Here is a 17,080-nt window from a genome sequence, read left to right as displayed (position 1 = left end):
CGAGCCCCTCCTCAGCTCCTGTCCGAGGGGGCGGCGGGCGGCTCTCCCTTCGGCGGCCGGCCGCGCCGCGGAATCGCCCCCGCGCCCTTCGGCAGCCGCCCGGCGTCCCCGAGCGCCTTGCGCAGCAGGAACTCGACCTGCGCGTTGGTGCTGCGCAGCTCGTCGCCCGCCCAGCGCGCCAGCGCGTCGTGGATCAGCGGGTCGAGCCGCAGCAGCACCTGCTTGCGCTGCTGCGGCCGTCGCGCGGGTGCCCGGCCGCCCTCGGCGGCGGACTCCTCGGGGGTGTCCTCGCTCACTGGTAGAGCGAGCCCGTGTTGAGTACCGGCTGGGCGGCCCGGTCCCCGCACAGCACGACCATCAGATTGCTCACCATGGCGGCCTTGCGCTCCTCGTCCAGTTCGACGATGCCCTGCTCGTTGATCCGCGCCAGTGCCTGCTCGACCATGCCGACCGCGCCCTCGACGATCTGCTGGCGGGCCGCCACGACCGCGCCGGCCTGCTGCCGCTGGAGCATCGCGGAGGCGATCTCGGGGGCATAGGCGAGGTGGCTGAAGCGGGACTCGATGATCCGTACGCCGGCGGCCTGGACCCGGGCGGTCAGTTCGGCGGCGAGCTTCTCGGTGATCTCCTCGGCGTTGCCGCGCAGCGAGAGGCCGTCCTCCTCGTGGGCGTCGTAGGGGTACTCGATCGCGATGTGCCGGACGGCGGCCTCGGTCTGGGTGGCGACGAACTCCAGGAAGTCGTCGACCTCGAAGAGGGCCTGCGCGGTGTCCTCGACCTTCCACACGACGATCGAGGCCAGCTCGATCGGGTTGCCGTAGGCGTCGTTGACCTTCAGTACCGCGGTCTCGTGGTTGCGGACGCGGGTGGAGATCTTGCGTGCGGTGGTGAGCGGGTTGACCCAGCGCAGGCCGTCGGTGCGGATCGTGCCGGCGTACCGGCCGAAGAGCTGGATGACCCGGGCCTCGCCCGGCGCGACCATCTTCACGCCGGTCATGCAGAAGAAGGAGCCGATCAGCAGCAGGATGCCGACGACGACCATCGGCACACCGGCCGCGTTGTTGCCGCCGGAGCCGAGTATGCCGCCGACGATGATGATCGCGATGCCGAGGAAGACCCCGAGCACGGTCAGCAGCAGGGCGACGCCGCCCGGGATGCTGTGCGCGGCGGTCTCGCGGACCTGCGGCTGGGGCATCTCGGGAGCGTCGACGGCGAGGTCGGCGCCGGGGTCGGCGGCCGGAGCGGCAGGTGCCCGGTCGGGCGTGGGCGTCTGGTCGGACATAGGGGTCCCCGTTTCTTCCGGTGCGGCGCAACTGATGCCGCGGGTCTAGCAAAGTGATAGCACTTTACCCCGTCCCGCCCCGGCGGGTCCAGGGCGATGGATGACACCCCTGTCCCGGTTCCCCCGCATCGGGTGCTGATTGTCACGTCGGGAAAAGCCTTGATCGATGAGTATTTGTTGACAGATGCGGTGTTAGCTTCGACAGCTGACTTATCCGGGGGCGGAACGACTGGAGTTGCGGGAGCGATGGGCCGAGCGGATGTGAGAAGGGCGCAGCAGGGGAGCGCCCGCCGGGCCAAACCGAAACAGAAGAGAGGCGGCATACGCCGCTTCTTCACCTGGAAGAAGATCCTCGGGACCTTCCTCGGGGCATGCCTGCTGGGCATCCTGGGCTTCATCGGCCTGTACCTCTACGTGGACGTTCCGACGGACGGCAACAAGCAGGCCACCGCGCAGAGCAACGTCTACAAGTACGCCGACGGCAAGGTCATGGCCCGGGTCGGCGCGGTCAACCGCGAGAGCGTGCCGCTCAGCCGAATACCCAAGGACGTCCAGCGCACCTTCGTCGCCGCCGAGAACAAGACCTTCTACCAGGACTCCGGCGTCGACCTGAAGGGCACCGCCCGCGGCATCCTGAACACCCTGCGGGGACAGGGCAAGCAGGGCGGCTCGACGATCACCCAGCAGTACGTCAAGAACTACTACCTGAGCCAGGAGCAGACGGTCAGCCGCAAGCTCCAGGAGATCGTCATCTCCCTCAAGGTGGACAACAAGTTCAACAAGGACGACATCCTCGCGGGCTACATCAACACCAGCTACTACGGCCGCGGCGCATACGGCATCCAGGCCGCCGCGCAGGCCTACTACGGCGTCGACGTCGACAAGCTCAGCGTCTCGCAGGGCGCCTACCTCGCCTCGCTGCTCCAGGCGCCGAGCCAGTACGACTGGAGCACGGCGACCGCCGCGGGCAAGGCCCGGGTCAAGGACCGCTGGGCCTACACCCTCGACAACATGGTCGAGATGAAGTGGCTCCCCGCGGCGGAGCGCAGGAAGCAGAAGTTCGACAAGCCGGACGATCCCAAGCCGCTGCCCGGACTCGACGGCCAGACCGGCTACCTCATCACGGCGGCCAAGAAGGAACTCTTCGCCAAGGGCGTCGACGAGAAGGAGTTCGAGGCTGGCGGCTGGACCGTCACCCTCGGCATCGACAAGGACAAGCAGCGGCAGCTGGAGAAGTCCGTCAAGCACAAGCTCACCGACGACCTCGACCCCAAGAAGCGCAAGGTCGACGCCGACGCCCAGCTCGGTGCCACCTCGGTGGACCCCGAGACCGGCCACATCGTGGCGATGTACGGCGGCGCGGGCTACACCAAGCACTACACCAACAACGCGCTGCGCTCGGACTACCAGCCGGCGTCCACCTTCAAGCCGCTGATCCTCGCCTCCGCCATGGAGAACAACGCCACCACCCAGGACGGCGAGCCGATCACCCCGGACACGGTCTACGACGGCAGCAACCGCCGCCCGGTCGTCGGCGGAACGATTCCCTTCGCGCCGCCCAACGAGGACGAGCGCGAGTACGGGAAGATCAGCGTCCAGACCGCGACCAACAACTCCGTCAACGCCGTCTTCGCGCAGATGGGCCAGGACGCCGGGCTGGAGCAGGTCAAGAAGACCGCGGTCGGCCTGGGCATGGACGGCGGCAAGATGGACGTCAAGCCGGCCATGACCCTGGGCACCATGGGAGCCAGCCCGCTCCAGATGGCCGGGGCCTACGCGACGCTCGACAACCACGGCAAGAAGGTCACCCCGGCGCTGGTCACCAAGGCCGTGCACGGCACCGACGAGGAGCAGCAGCTGCCGGACCCGATCGGCGAGCAGATCCTGTCCCGCAAGACCGCCGACACCCTCACCTCGGTCCTGACGGGCGTGGTCAACGACGGCACCGCCTCGGACGCCGTGAAGAACACCGACTACGAGGCCGCGGGCAAGACCGGCACCTCCGACGACAACAAGTCGGCCTGGTTCGTGGGCTACACGCCCAAGCTGGTCACCGCGGTCGGCATGTTCGGTGAGGCGGCCGCGTCGGACGACAAGGTCCGCCAGGGCGCCCAGGTCACGCTCAAGGGCGTCGGGGGCGGCGGCCGCGTCAACGGCGGCGGCTACCCCGCCAGGGTGTGGGCCGACTACACCGCGGGCGCGCTCGGCGGCAACACCGGCGCCGACTTCGACCTCGACACGAACCTCGGCGCGGGAGTGCCCCCGACCACCACCCCGCCGCCGACGAAGACCCCGTCGCAGACGCCGTCGACGCCCGAGTCGCCGAGCAACACGCCCTCGCAGACACCGTCGACGCCCAGCGGGACGCCGTCGCACACGCCGAGCGGTACGCCGTCGATCCCGCCCTCCACGACGCCGTCCGGCCCGGCACCGCCGAACGGCGGCACCGAAGGCGGCGACACCGGCGACGATCCCGAAGGCAACGGCGCCAACGGTCTGCCGGGCTTCGACTGACGGCCTCGCGCCGCTGCCACACACACCGCGGCCCCCGCATCGATGCGGGGGCCGCGGTGTTGTGCGGTCGGCGGACTTGCGGTCAGCCGCCGTTGACCGCCTTGGCGATACGGTCGCCGACGCCCTTGTCGATGTTGCGCCAGTACTGGAACGCGCGCTCCCGCACCGGGCCGCTCACACCGTTCAGGAGATGGCCGGCGACATTGCCCACCAGCCGGTCGCGGGCCGCGTCGTCGAGGACCTCGCGGACCATCGTGCCCGGCTGCCCGAAGTCGTCGTCCTCGCGGCGCAGGGTGTACGCCTCGCGCACCATCTCCCCGGCGGTTTCCCAGCCCGCGGGCTCGCCGTAGTTCGCGACGTCGGCCGCCGGACCGCCGTAGGAGTTCGGTGCGTACGGCCGGGCCACCCGCGCCGGGTCGAAGCGCATCGGGCCGTCCTTGGCGTACGAGTGGACGGGGACGTGCGGCCGGTTGGGCGGCAGCTGCGCGTAGTTCGGGCCGATGCGGTACCGGTGGGTGTCCGGGTAGGAGAACAGCCTGCCCAGCAGCATCTTGTCCGGGGACGGGCCGATGCCCGGCACCAGGTTGGACGGCTCGAAGGCCGCCTGCTCGATGTGGATGAAGAAGTCTTCCGGGTTCCTGTTGAGCGTCATGCGCCCGACCTCGATCAGCGGGTAGTCGCCGTGCGGCCACACCTTGGTCAGGTCGAACGGGTTGAAGCGGTAGTCCGGGGCGTCCGCGAACGGCATGACCTGCACATACAGCGTCCAGGACGGCGCGTTGCCGCTGTCGATGGCGTCGAACAGATCGCGGCGGTGCAGGTCCGCGTCCTCGCCGGCGATCCGGTCGGCCTCCTCCTGGGTGAGGAAGTCGATGCCCTGGTCCGTCTTGAAGTGGTACTTGATCCAGAACTTCTCGCCGCCGTCGTTGACCCACATGTAGGTGTGCGAGCCGTAGCCGTTCATGTGGCGATAGGTCCTGGGGATGCCGCGGTCGCCCATCAGCCAGGTGACCTGGTGGGCGGACTCCGGCGACAGCGTCCAGAAGTCCCACTGCATGTCGTTGTCGCGCAGCCCGTTGTCCGGGCGCCGCTTCTGCGACCGGATGAAGTCCTGGAACTTGATCGTGTCGCGGACGAAGAAGACCGGGGTGTTGTTGCCCACCAGGTCGTAATTGCCGTGCTCGGTATAGAACTTGAGCGCGAAGCCGCGCGGGTCGCGCCAGGTGTCGGGGGAGCCCTGCTCACCTGCGACGGTCGAGAAGCGGGCCAGCATCTCGGTGCTCTTGCCCGGCTGGAAGAGGTCCGCCTTGGTGAACTGGCTGACGTCGTTGGTGACCTGGAAGGTGCCGTATGCGCCGCTGCCCTTGGCGTGCACCACACGTTCGGGGACCCGTTCGCGGTTGAACTGGGCCATCTTCTCGATCGTGTAGTGATCCTGGAGCAGGATCGGGCCGTCCGGCCCCACCGACAGCGAGTGCTCGTCGCTCTCCACCGGAACGCCGGCGTTGGTCGTGGTGCGCGGGACGTTGTGCGCGGAGCTGGTCATTGGAGGAATGCCTCCCGTTGGACGACTGCAGGGGATGAGTGGTCGGTCGGTCCCTATTTGTCCACTCAAGCAGTCAACTCCGCCGACGGCATGTCGGCAAGAGTTGGACCCCGTCCGATCTCGGACGGGGTCCAATATGTGGGACGGTGCGCGGTCAGGCGCGCGGTGTACCCGGCGGCATCGACAGCTCGAACCAGACGACCTTGCCCATGCTCAGCCGGGTCGCGCCCCAGCGTCGCGCCATCCGGTTGACCAGGTACAACCCGCGGCCACCCTCGTCGGACGGCCTGGCCTGCCGCAGCCGCGGCAGCTGCGGCACGTCGTCGCCCACCTCGCAGCGCAGCACGTCCGTCCGCAGCAGCCGCAGCGTGATCGGCCGCTCCGCGTACCGCACCGCGTTCGTCACCACCTCGCTGACCAGCAGCTCCAGCTGGTCGGTCAGCTCGTCCAGGCCCCACCGCGCCAGCGCCCGCCGGGCCAGCCGGCGCGCCTGACCGGCGGTCTGGGCCTTGGGGTCCAGATACCAGTACGCGACATCGCTCGGCGCGATGCCGTCGAACCGGGCCGCGAGCAGCGCGATGTCGTCATCGCGGTCGCCGGGACCCAGCATGTCCAGCACCTCGTCGCACAGCGGCTCCAGCGGCGGCGGATTGGGGCCCGTCAGCCGGGCCGTCTCCGTCAGGCGCTCCCGCAGCTGCTCGATGCCGGTCCACACGTCCCGGATCCGCGACTCGACCAGGCCGTCGGTGTACAGCACGAGCGTGGCGCCCGCCGGGGCGTCCAGCTCCACCGCCTCGAAATCGACCCCGCCGACACCGATCGGCGCGCCCGGCGGCACCCGCAGCACCTCCGCGCGGCCGCCGCGGTGCAGCATCACCGGCGGCGGATGCCCCGCGTTCGCGATGATGATCCGGTGCGCCACCGGGTCGTACACCGCGTAGAGGCAGGTCGCCATCCGGTCCGAGCCCAGCCGCTGCGCCTGCTCGTCGAGATGGTGCAGCACCTCCTGCGGCGGCAGATCCAGACCGGCCAGCGTCTGTGCCGTCGTCCGCAGCTGCCCCATGATCGCCGCGGAGGTCATGGAGTGGCCCATGACGTCGCCGACCACCAGCGCCACCCGGCTGCCCGGCAGCGGGATCGCGTCGTACCAGTCGCCGCCCACCCGCGCGGTCTCCGCGGCCGGCAGATAGCGGCTGGCCAGCCGCACGCCGGTGGGCTGCGGCAGCGAGTCCGGCAGCATCGTGCGCTGCAGCGCGTCGGCGATGTACGCCTCGCGGCCGTAGAGCACGGCCTTGTCCACACCCAGTGCGGTGTGCGTCGCCAGCTGCGCCGCGACCAGCAGATCGTCCGGTTCGAACGGCGGCCGGTCCGGGCGGCGCAGGAACACCGCCGCACCGATCACCCGCCGGCGGCCCCGCAGCGGCGCCAGGATCACCCGATGCCCGCCGGGCAGCCGGGTGTCGGGGCCCAGCAGCTCGGGCAGCGCCGTCCGCGCCGCCTGTGCCTCACCGAACAGCGGCCGCACGCCGCGCAGCACCTCCGCCAGCGGCCCGCCGGGCCGCACCTCGGCCAGTTCGGCAGCGCTGCCGCCCATCGCGGGCCCGAGGTCCGGCTGCGCGGGCAGTACCGGGAGCCGGGCGCCGTTGGTGTCCGGCTCCTCCGGAATGCGGTCGGTACGGCGCAGCCGCAGCACCACGGGACCGGTCGGCCGCTCGTCGCCGACCGGCAGCGGATCGCGCAGGTACACCAGGATCGCGTCGGCGAACGTCGGGACCGTCGCCCGGCACAGGCCGAGCACGATCTCGTCGAGGTCTATGCCGCGGGCGATCCGCCGGGTCGCCGCACCGATGAAGCGCAGCCGGTCGCCGCCCGCCTGCCGGGCCGCTGCCACCTCCCCGCTCTCGCCGGGATGCCCGGACCTGGCCGGGGGAGCCGACGGCGCCTCCGCGCTCTGCTGCGGCGGCACGGCGGCTCCGCCGCCACCGGCCATCGCCCGCGCCGCGTCCCCGCCGCGCGCTCCCGCCGGATCGGGGCCACCGCCGCGGGACGCCGGCGGCGGTACCGACGGCGGGCCGGACGGATCGGCGTCACGCGGCCGGGACCGGCCCGACCTGCCGCCCTCGCGGGGGCGGCCGATGCCGTTGCCGCCGGGCCGCGGTTCCTCGCCCGGCTCGGGCGTCCCCGCGCGGCCGACGGCGGCGTGGCGTACGGCGGCCCGCTCGGAGTCCGCGCCGCCCTCCTCGGCCGCCCGGCCGGCATGCGGAGCGGGCGGCGGGGACGTGTCCTCGCGGCCCCGGTCCGCGGCGCCACGGGCCGCGTTGCGATCCGCGTCCGGCACTCCGGCCGGCCGTCCGGACACCGGCATCGCCACCTCCGCATACGGGTCGCTGTAGGAGCTGTAGGAGTTTCCGTAGGAGCTCAACGGGTCGCGGCCCGTCGCGTGCCCGGCGGCGTCCCGGCCGGCGTCCGCGGCCGCGTCGCGCTCCGCCGCCCCGTGATCGGTGACCGGCTCGTCGTCCCGGCCACCGGCCGCACCGGCACACGCCGCGACCGCGCCGGTGAACCCGGGCGCGGCCGGGCCGGCGGGGTCCCCGGCGCCGCCGTGCATGCCGATGTCGTCACCCCCGCGCACGGCGAAGCCCGTACCGGGAACCGGGGCGAACCCCGGCGAGGCCGGCCGCTGCAGGGCGCTGCGGGGGTCGGGGACCGCGCCGAGCGGCGCCGTACCGGTGGGCCCCCGCAAAGGGGACACCGAAGACGCGGCGGTCGGGGCCGACTGCCGCGATTCGGGGGAGGTGGGGTGCTCCGTCACGCGTGGGGTTCCATCCGTCCGGGGCTGCGCGGCTGACGCGCGGCGTCTCAAGCGCGTCGCAGGTGCAGAAAGAGCTGGATCTCGGGTGGTACGTCCGTACTCGCCGGGGCGTACGCATACGAGTCCTCCCCGGTGACCTCGAAGCCTGCGTCGTGCACGACTCGGCGCAGGTCGTCCCGCAGATAACCCGATACCCGGATCGAGTTGCCCAGGAACGGAATCGTGAAGTCGTCGACATCCGCCTCGACCATGGACAGGGCCAGCAGGCCGCCCGGTCGTAGCAGATCATGCGCCATGCGCAGCGCGTAAGGGATTTCCGCACGCGGCAGCATCAGGAGCGCGAAAAAGGCGGCGATGCCGTCGAAGGAGCCGGGGCCGCCCAGCCGGCCGTTGCGCAGATCGGCGATGTCCAGCCGGTGGAATTCGACGGCCGGGGCGTTGTCCCGGGCCAGTTTGATCATCGCGGGGGAAAGGTCGACCCCCACCACGCGGTGTCCCGCGTCGGACAGCTGCCGAGCGGTCGGCACGCCCGTACCGCATCCGAGGTCCAGGATGCGCGAGCCTGCGGGCAGCGCGTCGGCGAGCCAGGCGCCCGACGCGAGCTGGCCCTCCTTGTGCGGAAAGGCCTCGTCGTACCGGTCACCGATCGCGTCGAACGCCTCGGCCTGGCCGGCCCGGTCCAGTGCTAACCGGTTCAGGCCCTCATATCCGTCGTAGCTCGTAGCGCTCACGACCTCGCCCCTCCTGCGACCGCAGTCAAGTTCGTTGTCCAGTTCTGGAGTTGCGCCTGTGCAGTCTTGCGGAGGACGATCCTACGTTTGAAGACCCCCGGCACAGCAAGGGGGATCGGCCCGGGAGAAACAGCATCGCCCAAGGGCGCACCTTTCCATGGTTCGCCCCTTCCCTCACCTTGGACGCGTACCCGCCCTCACGACCGCAAACGGTCCGGCGCCCGGTCCCAGTCCTCCGGAAGCCTGGGCACCTCCCACGCCGGATCGGGCCGCCAGTCCTCCCAGCCGTCCCCGAACGGCCCGCCCCAGGCCGCGATGTGCGCGACCGCGGCGCGCCCGGCGGACCTGACCTCGGCGGCCTGCGCGGACGTCATCAGACCGTCCCGCTGCGCCTGCGCGAACTCGTCCTCGTCCCGCCACTCCCAGTGCCGGTCGGGGTAGACGCAGATGTCGAGGAAGTGGTCCTGGGAGTCGATACCGCGCGACCAACGGCGGCGCGGCTCCTCCAGATTGACGTACCAGTTCTTGAACTGCCAGTCGCGCTCCCAGAACAGCCACACCGACCACGGGTCGCCCGGCCGGGCCAGCTTCAGCACACCCGTGCCGAACCAGTGATCGCGAGCGGTGCGCCGGGGCTTGGTGTAGCGGGTGGTCAGCGGCTCGCGGTGCACCGGCGTGCCATCGGCGATCACCGGCTTGACGCAGGTGGTGCCGGGTGCCATCCACACCGCGAGCAGCTCCTCGGTGTCCTGGACGACGGTCATCGGACGGCAGATGTGGAACCGGTCGCCCTCGGCGTTGTCGCGATAGCGCCACAGGATGTGATCGCCCGGCGCCCAGCGCCCTCGCCCTGCCGAACCGGCCGTCTCACGGGTGCCGGCCGTCTCGCCTTCCGTCGTGTCCACCATGTCCGCTGTCATGAGCAGATCTTAGGCGCGCGGAGTTACGCGCGCCGTGATCTGAGCCGCACCGGGTGTTACGGGTGCGTCATCCGCAGCACGTCCAGCGCCTGGTCGAGCTGTTCCTCGGTGAGCACGCCACGTTCGACGTAACCGCCGTCAATGACCACTTGACGGATCGTCTTGCGCTCGGCCAGCGACCGCTTGGCGACCTTCGCGGCCTCCTCGTAGCCGAGGTACTTGTTGAGCGGGGTGACCACCGACGGGGACGACTCGGCGTACTCCCGGGCACGCTCGACATGCGGGGTGATGCCGTCGACCGTACGGTCCGCCAGCAGGCGCGAGGCACGGGTGAGCAGCCGCACCGATTCCAGCACGTTCTTGGCGATCACCGGCAGCATCACGTTCAGCTCGAAATTGCCCGCGGCGCCGGCCGCGGCCACCGTCGCGTCGTTGCCGGTGACCTGGGCCGCGACCATCAGGACGGCCTCGGGGATCACCGGGTTCACCTTGCCCGGCATGATCGACGAGCCGGGCTGCAGATCGGGCAGGCTGATCTCGGCGAGGCCCGTACGCGGGCCCGAAGCCATCCAGCGCAGGTCGTTGGAGATCTTGGTCAGGCCGCCCGCGATCGTCCGCAACTGCCCGCTGGTCTCCACGATCCCGTCGCGCGCGCCCTGCGCCTCGAAGTGGTTGCGGGCCTCGGTCAGCGGCAGCCCGGTGGCGCGCGCCACCTCGGCGATCACCGCGGCGGAGAAGCCCTCGGGGGTGTTGATGCCCGTCCCCACGGCCGTGCCGCCCAGGGGGAGTTCGGCCAGCCGCGGCAGCGACGCCCGCAGCCGCTCGACGCCGTACCGCACCTGCGCCGCGTACCCGCCGAACTCCTGGCCGAGGGTCACCGGCGTCGCGTCCATCAGGTGCGTACGCCCCGACTTCACCACCTCGGCGAACTCCTCCGCCTTGCGCTCCAGGGACGCCGCGAGATGCTCCAGCGCCGGAATCAGGTCATGGGTGACCGCCGCGGTCGCCGCGATGTGGATCGAGGAGGGGAAGACGTCGTTGGAGGACTGGCTTGCGTTGACATGGTCGTTGGGGTGGACCGGGCGGCCCAGCCGCTCGGTCGCGAGCGTCGCGACGACCTCGTTGGTGTTCATGTTCGACGACGTGCCGGAGCCGGTCTGGAAGACGTCGACGGGGAAGTGCTCGTCCCAGCGGCCGTCGGCGACCTCCCCGGCCGCGGACACGATCGCCTCCGCGACCTCCTTGTCCAGCACTCCCAGGTCGGCGTTGACCTTGGCCGCCGCGGCCTTGATCCGCGCCAGCGCCTCGATGTGCGCCCGCTCCAGCCGCTGCCCGGAGATCGGGAAGTTCTCCACCGCGCGCTGCGTCTGCGCCCGCCACTTCGCGTGCGCGGGCACCCGCACCTCCCCCATGGAGTCGTGCTCGGTCCTGAAGTCGCCGGGGCTGCTGTTCTCGCTCATACCTATCTCAGTGCCCGCAATCCACGATCTGTTCCCACTCGGGCCGCCCGGCCACCGATATCACCCGGAGGGGGGCCTGGCCGTCAGGCGTCGCCCGGAAGGCGGCCGGTCTTGACGCCGGATATGAAGGCCACCCAGCTGTCATGGGGGATGAGCAGCGTGGGTCCGTGTGGGTGTTTGGAGTCGCGGACGGGGACGTGGCCGGGGAAGCCGTCGACGACTTCGAGGCATACTCCACCGTCGTTGTTGCTGTAGCTGGACTTGCGCCAGACGGCGGTGCTCAGGTCCGTAGTGGTCCGCATGGCGTCCAGTCCTCCAAAGAGGGCCGTGGGGCCCTGCGCAGATCGTCGGATGGCTTCAGGAGTTGCCCGGAAAGTGGCCTCTCCTGACGCCGGATATGAAGGCCGTCCAGCTGTCGTGGGGGATGAGCAGGGCGGGTCCGTGTGGGTGTTTGGAGTCGCGGACGGGGACGTGGCCGGGGAAGTTGTCGACGACTTCGAGGCAGGTGCCCCCGTCGCCGTTGCTGTAGCTGCTCTTGCGCCAGGTGGCGGCGTTCAGGTCCGCAGTGGTCCGCATGGCTTCCAGTCCTCCATTGCCGCTCGGATCATCGCCTCGGAGTCCCGCGGCGAGAGGGCCATGGCCCTGAGCAGATCGTAGGACTCGCGGCTCTCCGCAACCGCCTCTCGGTGCTCGACGAGCGCTCCGGACCTGCTGCCCTCTTCGTAGGCGACAGGTGGCTCATCGGGCACTGTGAAGAGTTCCAGGGAGCCGCCGAGCATCATGGGGTGCTGGCCCACGGTGAACGGAAGCACCTGAAGGGTGATGTGCGGCGCCGTCCCACGTTCGATCAGGGACGACAACTGGTGGTGCATGACCCAGGGTCCACCCACCGGGCAGCGCAGCACCGCTTCGCCGAGGATGCACCAGTAGCGGGGCGGCTTGGCGTGGTCCAGGCGTGCCTGTCGGTTGATCCGGGCCTGCACCATGGAGTCGATCTCCGGGTCCGGAGCGTGCGGGTGTACGCCCCGCATCAACTGCTCCGCGTACTCCGGTGTCTGGAGCAAGCCGTGCACAGCGGCGCTCACGAACGTCTCGATGACCGCGGCCCGGCTCTCGATCTCCATCACCCGGCGGTACTTGCCCGGGAACGGTTCCCTCCTGGCGAGTTCGTACAGGCTCACGAACAGCCCCTCCGTGCCGAAGCACGTATCCAGCTTCGACGGCAGGTCGTCGTACGGCAGCGACTCCGCCCGCTCGATCCTGGCCAGATGGGACTTGCTGTAGTTCAGCACCTCGGCGAGACGCCTCAGGGACAGGTCCGCCTTCTCGCGGTGGTGGCGGAGTCTCGCACCGAACAGGTCACGTGCTGAGCGCTCCGGTGAGAGGTCGTGCGGCTGGAACTTCATGTGTCCGTCCCTCCCCGTCCCCTGACTGCGCGTGGGACGGCAACGCTCTGTCGATCCTAGTCATCACAGAGCGATCATCGAGGCACTCACGGTAATCGCCCCGGCGGCCGCTGCCACGGCCCCGGGGCTCGGCCGCCACTCCAACCTCGGAAGCATCAACATGGTTCATTTTATTGCCCGTTGCCTTGAACGGGTGCGTGCTCTGCTGGACCCGCACACCTGCCGGGTGACCGTCCGTACGGTCCTCGTTTGGCCCGTGGGCCCGCCACAGCTGCCGCGCCCCGTCGGCGCGGCCCGTCGGCGCGGCTCCGCCGAACCGTCGGTGGACGGGGACGCGACGCCGATCGTCCGTCCCTACTACGTCGCCCACGAGGCGCGACAGCGCGGGCTCGTCGAGGTGACCTGGTGAGTGCGGACCGGAAGTCGCGCTCGGAGGGGCGGCGTTCGCTGATGACGCTGCGCGTTTACACCAGGGGGAGCGACGGCGCCGTGACGGAGGACCGGGCGCGGGTCGATGTCGTGGCGGGTGAACCGGTCGATGTGTACGCCCTCAGCCACGCCTGGCCCCCTTGCCGATGCCCTCGGCACCAGGCGTGTCAGGAGGGGCTAGGCGCGGCTCGCCCACTCCTCCAGGAGTGACTCGCGGGCAAGGGATCTCAGGTTCGCGGAGGAGTCCGCCGTACGCCACCAGTCGGTGATGAGCGACGGGCGCAGGGCTCCGGAGGCGAACGCTTCGAGGAGTTGGTGGGAGAGTTCCACCTCGCGGTGGGTGTAGGCCGCGGCGGCGGCGCAGGAGACGGGCCATTCGCTCGCGCCCTCCGCGTGGGTGACGCGCACCGTCATCCGTGGCGCGGCCTCGGGCCCGCCGAACCCGGAGGCAGTGGCCGCCAGATCGGCCGCCTTCCGCATACGGCGCCTCAGGTGCGACCGGGAGGGCGCGTCGGGCACGGACACCTGGCTCACCTGCGACCAGCGCCACGCGTCGCGGACCTCGCCGACGGCCAGCAGGCCGTCATCGGTCAGCCGCACCGCGGACCCTCCGGCCCCGGCAGGGGCACCCAGCCAGCACCCGTCGGCGTCGGCCCAGAAGAGTCCGACCATTGCTCCTTCGCCTGACGGCAGTTCAGTTCGGTCCGGTGGGGGAGTCCTCGGCCGGTTCGGGTGTGCCATGGGGCATGCCGTTCTCTTCGACTTCGTGGTCGAAAGAGATTCTCCGACACATGACGGGTGCCCGCCGAGCACGGGGCGGATACGGCTGCCGCGGGCACTTCCCGGTCAGCGTCGTGCGCACCTCACGGTCATGGACGTTCGCGCCGAGGGGTGCCGAACATCGTCGGGATGGACGGTAGTTGGGGCGTGTCGGCCGGACGGTATTGGTCGGCCGGGGCTGTGGGTGTGGTTTCCGCAGCTGGTCGGGGGAGGGGTCATGTAATTCCCGGAAGATATTCCGTACTTCGTTGAGAATCGGGATATCGCTGCCTTTTCTGCGGCGGCGCTCAACCTGGAATTCATCGACGGCATGGACCGGGAGGGGGCGAATGTCGTCCGGGTGCACAAGAAGAAAGAGTTCTTCGGCGACGGCAAGGAGCCGCCGGTGGCCCCTGACCCGGAGGCGCGCCAGTCGGTGACATGACGCGCACGGCGCGGGGAGGTGGAACGGGGAGAGCCCCCGGCGGCACGCCAGGGGCTCTCGGACGCTCGGACGGTCAGTTGCCCTGCCGCACGGGGATGCTGGTGAACGTCGGGGCGGGCGCCGGGTCCTGGAAGAAGTCGTTGCCCTTGTCGTCGACGACGATGAAGGCCGGGAAGTCCTCGACCTCGATCCGCCAGACGGCCTCCATGCCGAGCTCCTCGTACTCCAGGACCTCGACCTTCTTGATGCAGTCCTGGGCCAGCCGCGCGGCCGGGCCGCCGATGGAGCCCAGGTAGAAGCCGCCGTGCTTGCCGCATGCCTCGGTGACCTGCTGCGAGCGGTTGCCCTTGGCGAGCATGACCTTGGAGCCGCCGGCAGCCTGGAACTGCTCGACGTAGGCGTCCATCCGGCCCGCGGTGGTCGGGCCGAAGGAGCCGGAGGCGTAGCCCTCGGGGGTCTTGGCCGGGCCCGCGTAGTAGACCGGGTGGTCCTTGAGGTACTGCGGCATGTCGTCGCCGGCGTCCAGGCGTTCCTTGATCTTGGCGTGCGCGATGTCGCGGGCGACGACCAGGGTGCCGGTGAGGGACAGGCGGGTCTTCACCGGGTGCTTGGTCAGCTCGGCGAGCACGTCGTCCATCGGGCGGTTGAGGTCGATGGCGACCGCGTTGAGGTCGGGTCCCGCGCCCTCGGTCAGCTCCTCCTCGGTGGTCTCCGGGAGGAACCGCGCCGGGTCGGTCTCCAGCTGCTCCAGGAAGACGCCCTCGGCGGTGATCTTCGCGACGGCCTGGCGGTCGGCGGAGCAGGAGACGGCGATCGCGACCGGGCAGGACGCGCCGTGGCGCGGGAGCCGGACGACGCGGACGTCGTGGCAGAAGTACTTGCCGCCGAACTGGGCGCCGATGCCGATCTTCTGCGTCAGCTCGAAGACCTTCTCCTCCAGCTCCTTGTCCCGGAAGCCGTGGCCGGTGGGGGAGCCCTCCGCCGGCAGCTCGTCCAGGTAGTGGGCGGAGGCGTACTTGGCGGTCTTCATCGCGTACTCGGCGCTGGTGCCGCCGACGACGATGGCCAGGTGGTACGGCGGGCAGGCGGCCGTGCCGAGCGAGCGGATCTTCTGCTCCAGGAACTTCATCATGGAGGTCTCGTTGAGGACCGCCTTGGTCTCCTGGAAGAGGAACGACTTGTTCGCCGAGCCGCCGCCCTTGGCCATGAAGAGGAACTTGTAGGCGCCGCCGTCGGTCGCGTACAGCTCGATCTGGGCCGGCAGGTTGGAGCCGGTGTTCTTCTCGTCCCACATCGTCAGCGGGGCCATCTGCGAGTAGCGCAGGTTGAGCTGGGTGTAGGCGTCGTAGATGCCGCGCGAGAGGGCTTCCTCGTCGCCGCCCTCGGTGAGCACGTGCTGGCCGCGCTTGCCCATCACGATCGCGGTGCCGGTGTCCTGGCACATGGGCAGCACACCCGCCGCGGCGATGTTGGCGTTCTTCAGCAGGTCGAGCGCGACGAAGCGGTCGTTGGCGCTGGCCTCGGGGTCGTCCAGGATCTTGCGGAGCTGGGCGAGGTGGGTGGGGCGCAGGTAGTGCGAAATGTCGTGCATCGCCTCGGCCGCCAGCTTGCGCAGCGCCTCCGGGTCGACCTTGAGGAACGTGCGGCCGTCGGCCTCGAAGGTGCTCACGCCCTCCGAAGTGACCAGGCGGTACGGGGTGTTGTCCTCGCCGGTGGGGAGCAGGTCGGTGTAGGCGAATTCCGGCATTTCGGAGTCATTCCTTACTTGGAGGGGTCTCGGCTGGCATCTACGGCAGCGCCTGACCAGGGTAGAACCCTGGCGCCCGGACGCCGCTGTGAGGTAAGGCTCAGTTGGCGGCGGACCGGGTCGCGCCCGGGGCGCCCCGGGGTGCGAGTCCCGTCGCGCCACACCCTGTCGCGATCTATCGCGTTTCGGTAGGCTGCTGCCGTGAACGCTGCTGACGACACCCCGGAGCCCGGCTCCGCGACCCCGCCCGTTCCGCTCGAAAAGCGCGACCGGCAGCCGGCGCAACCGTCCAGGCCCGTGGCCGAGGCCGAGATCCGCGCGTCCGACGCGGACCGCGACCGCATCGCCGGCATCCTGCGCGAGGCGCTGGCCGAGGGCAGGCTGGACGCCGAGGAGCACGCCGAGCGGATCGACCTGGTCTACCGCGCCAAGACGATGGGCGAGCTGGAGCCCGTCGTACGCGACCTGCCGGTGGCGGCCGACAGCGGTCCGCGCCCCGCCTCGGGGGCGTACGCCGCCGGCCCTCCGGTCCCGGACCAGAACCTGGTCGCGGTCTTCAGCGCCTCCGTCCGCAAGGGTCGCTGGCAGGTCCCCGCGCGGATCAACGCCGTGGCAATCTTCGGCAGTGTGGAGATCGATCTCACCGAGGCGGTCTTCCCTCAGCAGCAGGTCCAGATCACCGTCACCGCCATCCTGGGCAGCGTCGAGATCCGGGTCCCGGAGAACATCACGCTGCGCAGCAGCGGCTCCGGCGTGCTGGGCGCCTTCGAGGTGGAGACGCACGACGCGGCCGAGGCCGACGCCCCGCAGGTGCAGGTCAACGGCTTCGCCCTGCTGGGCAGCGTGGAGGCGAAGCCGAAGCGCGGCGCCCTGCTGCGTGATCTGCGTGACCGGCTCCGCGAGCAGCGCCTCGACCGGCGCGCCCGGCTGCACCACGACCTCCACGGACGCCGCGACCGCTTCCGTAAGGACCGCGAGGACTGAGACGGCTTTCTCCGGCGGCCACCGTGTGCATAAGCGTGCGTACAG

General features: G+C 70.5%; 15 protein-coding genes. 3 read left to right on the top strand and 12 right to left on the bottom strand.

Translation table 11 applies throughout. The annotated features are described in order from the left end of the window. Positions 1–11: 11 nt before the first annotated feature. Positions 12–296, bottom strand: coding sequence for a hypothetical protein (locus QOM21_RS13565; protein WP_407550153.1), 285 nt, complete (start codon positions 294–296; stop codon positions 12–14). Beyond that, positions 293–1,282: an SPFH domain-containing protein gene (locus QOM21_RS13560; protein WP_407550152.1), complete on the bottom strand. Its 990-nt coding sequence runs from the start codon at positions 1,280–1,282 to the stop codon at positions 293–295. Before QOM21_RS13560 ends, QOM21_RS13565 begins: the two co-directional genes overlap by 4 nt. 246 nt (positions 1,283–1,528) lie before the next feature. Between QOM21_RS13560 and QOM21_RS13555 the strand changes: the two genes are divergently transcribed. Beyond that, positions 1,529–3,796, top strand: a complete 2,268-nt coding sequence (locus QOM21_RS13555; protein WP_407550151.1) for a transglycosylase domain-containing protein — start codon at positions 1,529–1,531, stop codon at positions 3,794–3,796. A gap of 82 nt (positions 3,797–3,878) precedes the next feature. Here QOM21_RS13555 and QOM21_RS13550 read toward each other — a convergent pair whose 3' ends face one another. From QOM21_RS13550 to QOM21_RS13515, 8 genes are all read right to left on the bottom strand, one after another. Further along, a complete protein-coding gene (locus QOM21_RS13550) occupies positions 3,879–5,342 on the bottom strand; it encodes a catalase (RefSeq protein ID WP_407550150.1) in 1,464 nt (487 codons plus the stop codon). 154 nt (positions 5,343–5,496) lie between these two features. Further along, positions 5,497–8,154 (bottom strand): SpoIIE family protein phosphatase, encoded by a 2,658-nt coding sequence (locus QOM21_RS13545; protein ID WP_407550149.1) that lies wholly within the window; start codon positions 8,152–8,154, stop codon positions 5,497–5,499. Between the two features lie 47 nt (positions 8,155–8,201). Next, entirely contained in the window at positions 8,202–8,885 is a 684-nt protein-coding gene (locus tag QOM21_RS13540; RefSeq protein ID WP_407550148.1) for a class I SAM-dependent DNA methyltransferase, read from the bottom strand. A gap of 197 nt (positions 8,886–9,082) precedes the next feature. Then, positions 9,083–9,805, bottom strand: coding sequence for a DUF402 domain-containing protein (locus QOM21_RS13535; RefSeq protein ID WP_407550147.1), 723 nt, complete (start codon positions 9,803–9,805; stop codon positions 9,083–9,085). 56 nt (positions 9,806–9,861) lie between these two features. Further along, the gene (locus QOM21_RS13530) at positions 9,862–11,265 is read right to left on the bottom strand and encodes a class II fumarate hydratase (RefSeq protein WP_407550146.1); all 1,404 of its coding nucleotides are present in this window, start codon (positions 11,263–11,265) and stop codon (positions 9,862–9,864) included. 83 nt (positions 11,266–11,348) lie between these two features. After that, complete coding sequence (locus tag QOM21_RS13525) at positions 11,349–11,567, bottom strand: DUF397 domain-containing protein (protein ID WP_407550145.1); 219 nt, start codon at positions 11,565–11,567, stop codon at positions 11,349–11,351. 55 nt (positions 11,568–11,622) lie between these two features. Further along, on the bottom strand, positions 11,623–11,841 hold the full coding sequence (locus QOM21_RS13520) for a DUF397 domain-containing protein (RefSeq protein ID WP_407550144.1): 219 nt from the start codon (positions 11,839–11,841) through the stop codon (positions 11,623–11,625). Further along, positions 11,820–12,671 carry a Scr1 family TA system antitoxin-like transcriptional regulator gene (locus tag QOM21_RS13515; protein WP_407550143.1) on the bottom strand — a complete coding sequence of 284 codons (852 nt, stop codon included), beginning with the start codon at positions 12,669–12,671 and terminating at the stop codon, positions 11,820–11,822. The genes QOM21_RS13520 and QOM21_RS13515 overlap by 22 nt, the downstream gene beginning before the upstream one ends. A gap of 193 nt (positions 12,672–12,864) precedes the next feature. Between QOM21_RS13515 and QOM21_RS13510 the strand changes: the two genes are divergently transcribed. Further along, positions 12,865–13,080 (top strand): hypothetical protein, encoded by a 216-nt coding sequence (locus tag QOM21_RS13510; RefSeq protein WP_407550142.1) that lies wholly within the window; start codon positions 12,865–12,867, stop codon positions 13,078–13,080. Positions 13,081–13,277: 197 nt separating this feature from the next. Here QOM21_RS13510 and QOM21_RS13505 read toward each other — a convergent pair whose 3' ends face one another. Both QOM21_RS13505 and QOM21_RS13500 read right to left on the bottom strand, forming a co-directional pair. Then, positions 13,278–13,772 carry a hypothetical protein gene (locus QOM21_RS13505; RefSeq protein WP_407550141.1) on the bottom strand — a complete coding sequence of 165 codons (495 nt, stop codon included), beginning with the start codon at positions 13,770–13,772 and terminating at the stop codon, positions 13,278–13,280. Between the two features lie 605 nt (positions 13,773–14,377). Next, positions 14,378–16,051: a fumarate hydratase gene (locus QOM21_RS13500; protein WP_407550140.1), complete on the bottom strand. Its 1,674-nt coding sequence runs from the start codon at positions 16,049–16,051 to the stop codon at positions 14,378–14,380. A gap of 201 nt (positions 16,052–16,252) precedes the next feature. Between QOM21_RS13500 and QOM21_RS13495 the strand changes: the two genes are divergently transcribed. Further along, entirely contained in the window at positions 16,253–17,035 is a 783-nt protein-coding gene (locus tag QOM21_RS13495; protein ID WP_407550139.1) for a DUF1707 domain-containing protein, read from the top strand. Positions 17,036–17,080: the final 45 nt, after the last annotated feature.

The sequence above is a fragment of the Streptomyces sp. Pv4-95 genome (assembly GCF_045782725.1).
GTDB lineage: Bacteria > Actinomycetota > Actinomycetes > Streptomycetales > Streptomycetaceae > Streptomyces.
This window is presented reverse-complemented; position numbering and strand designations above follow the sequence as displayed.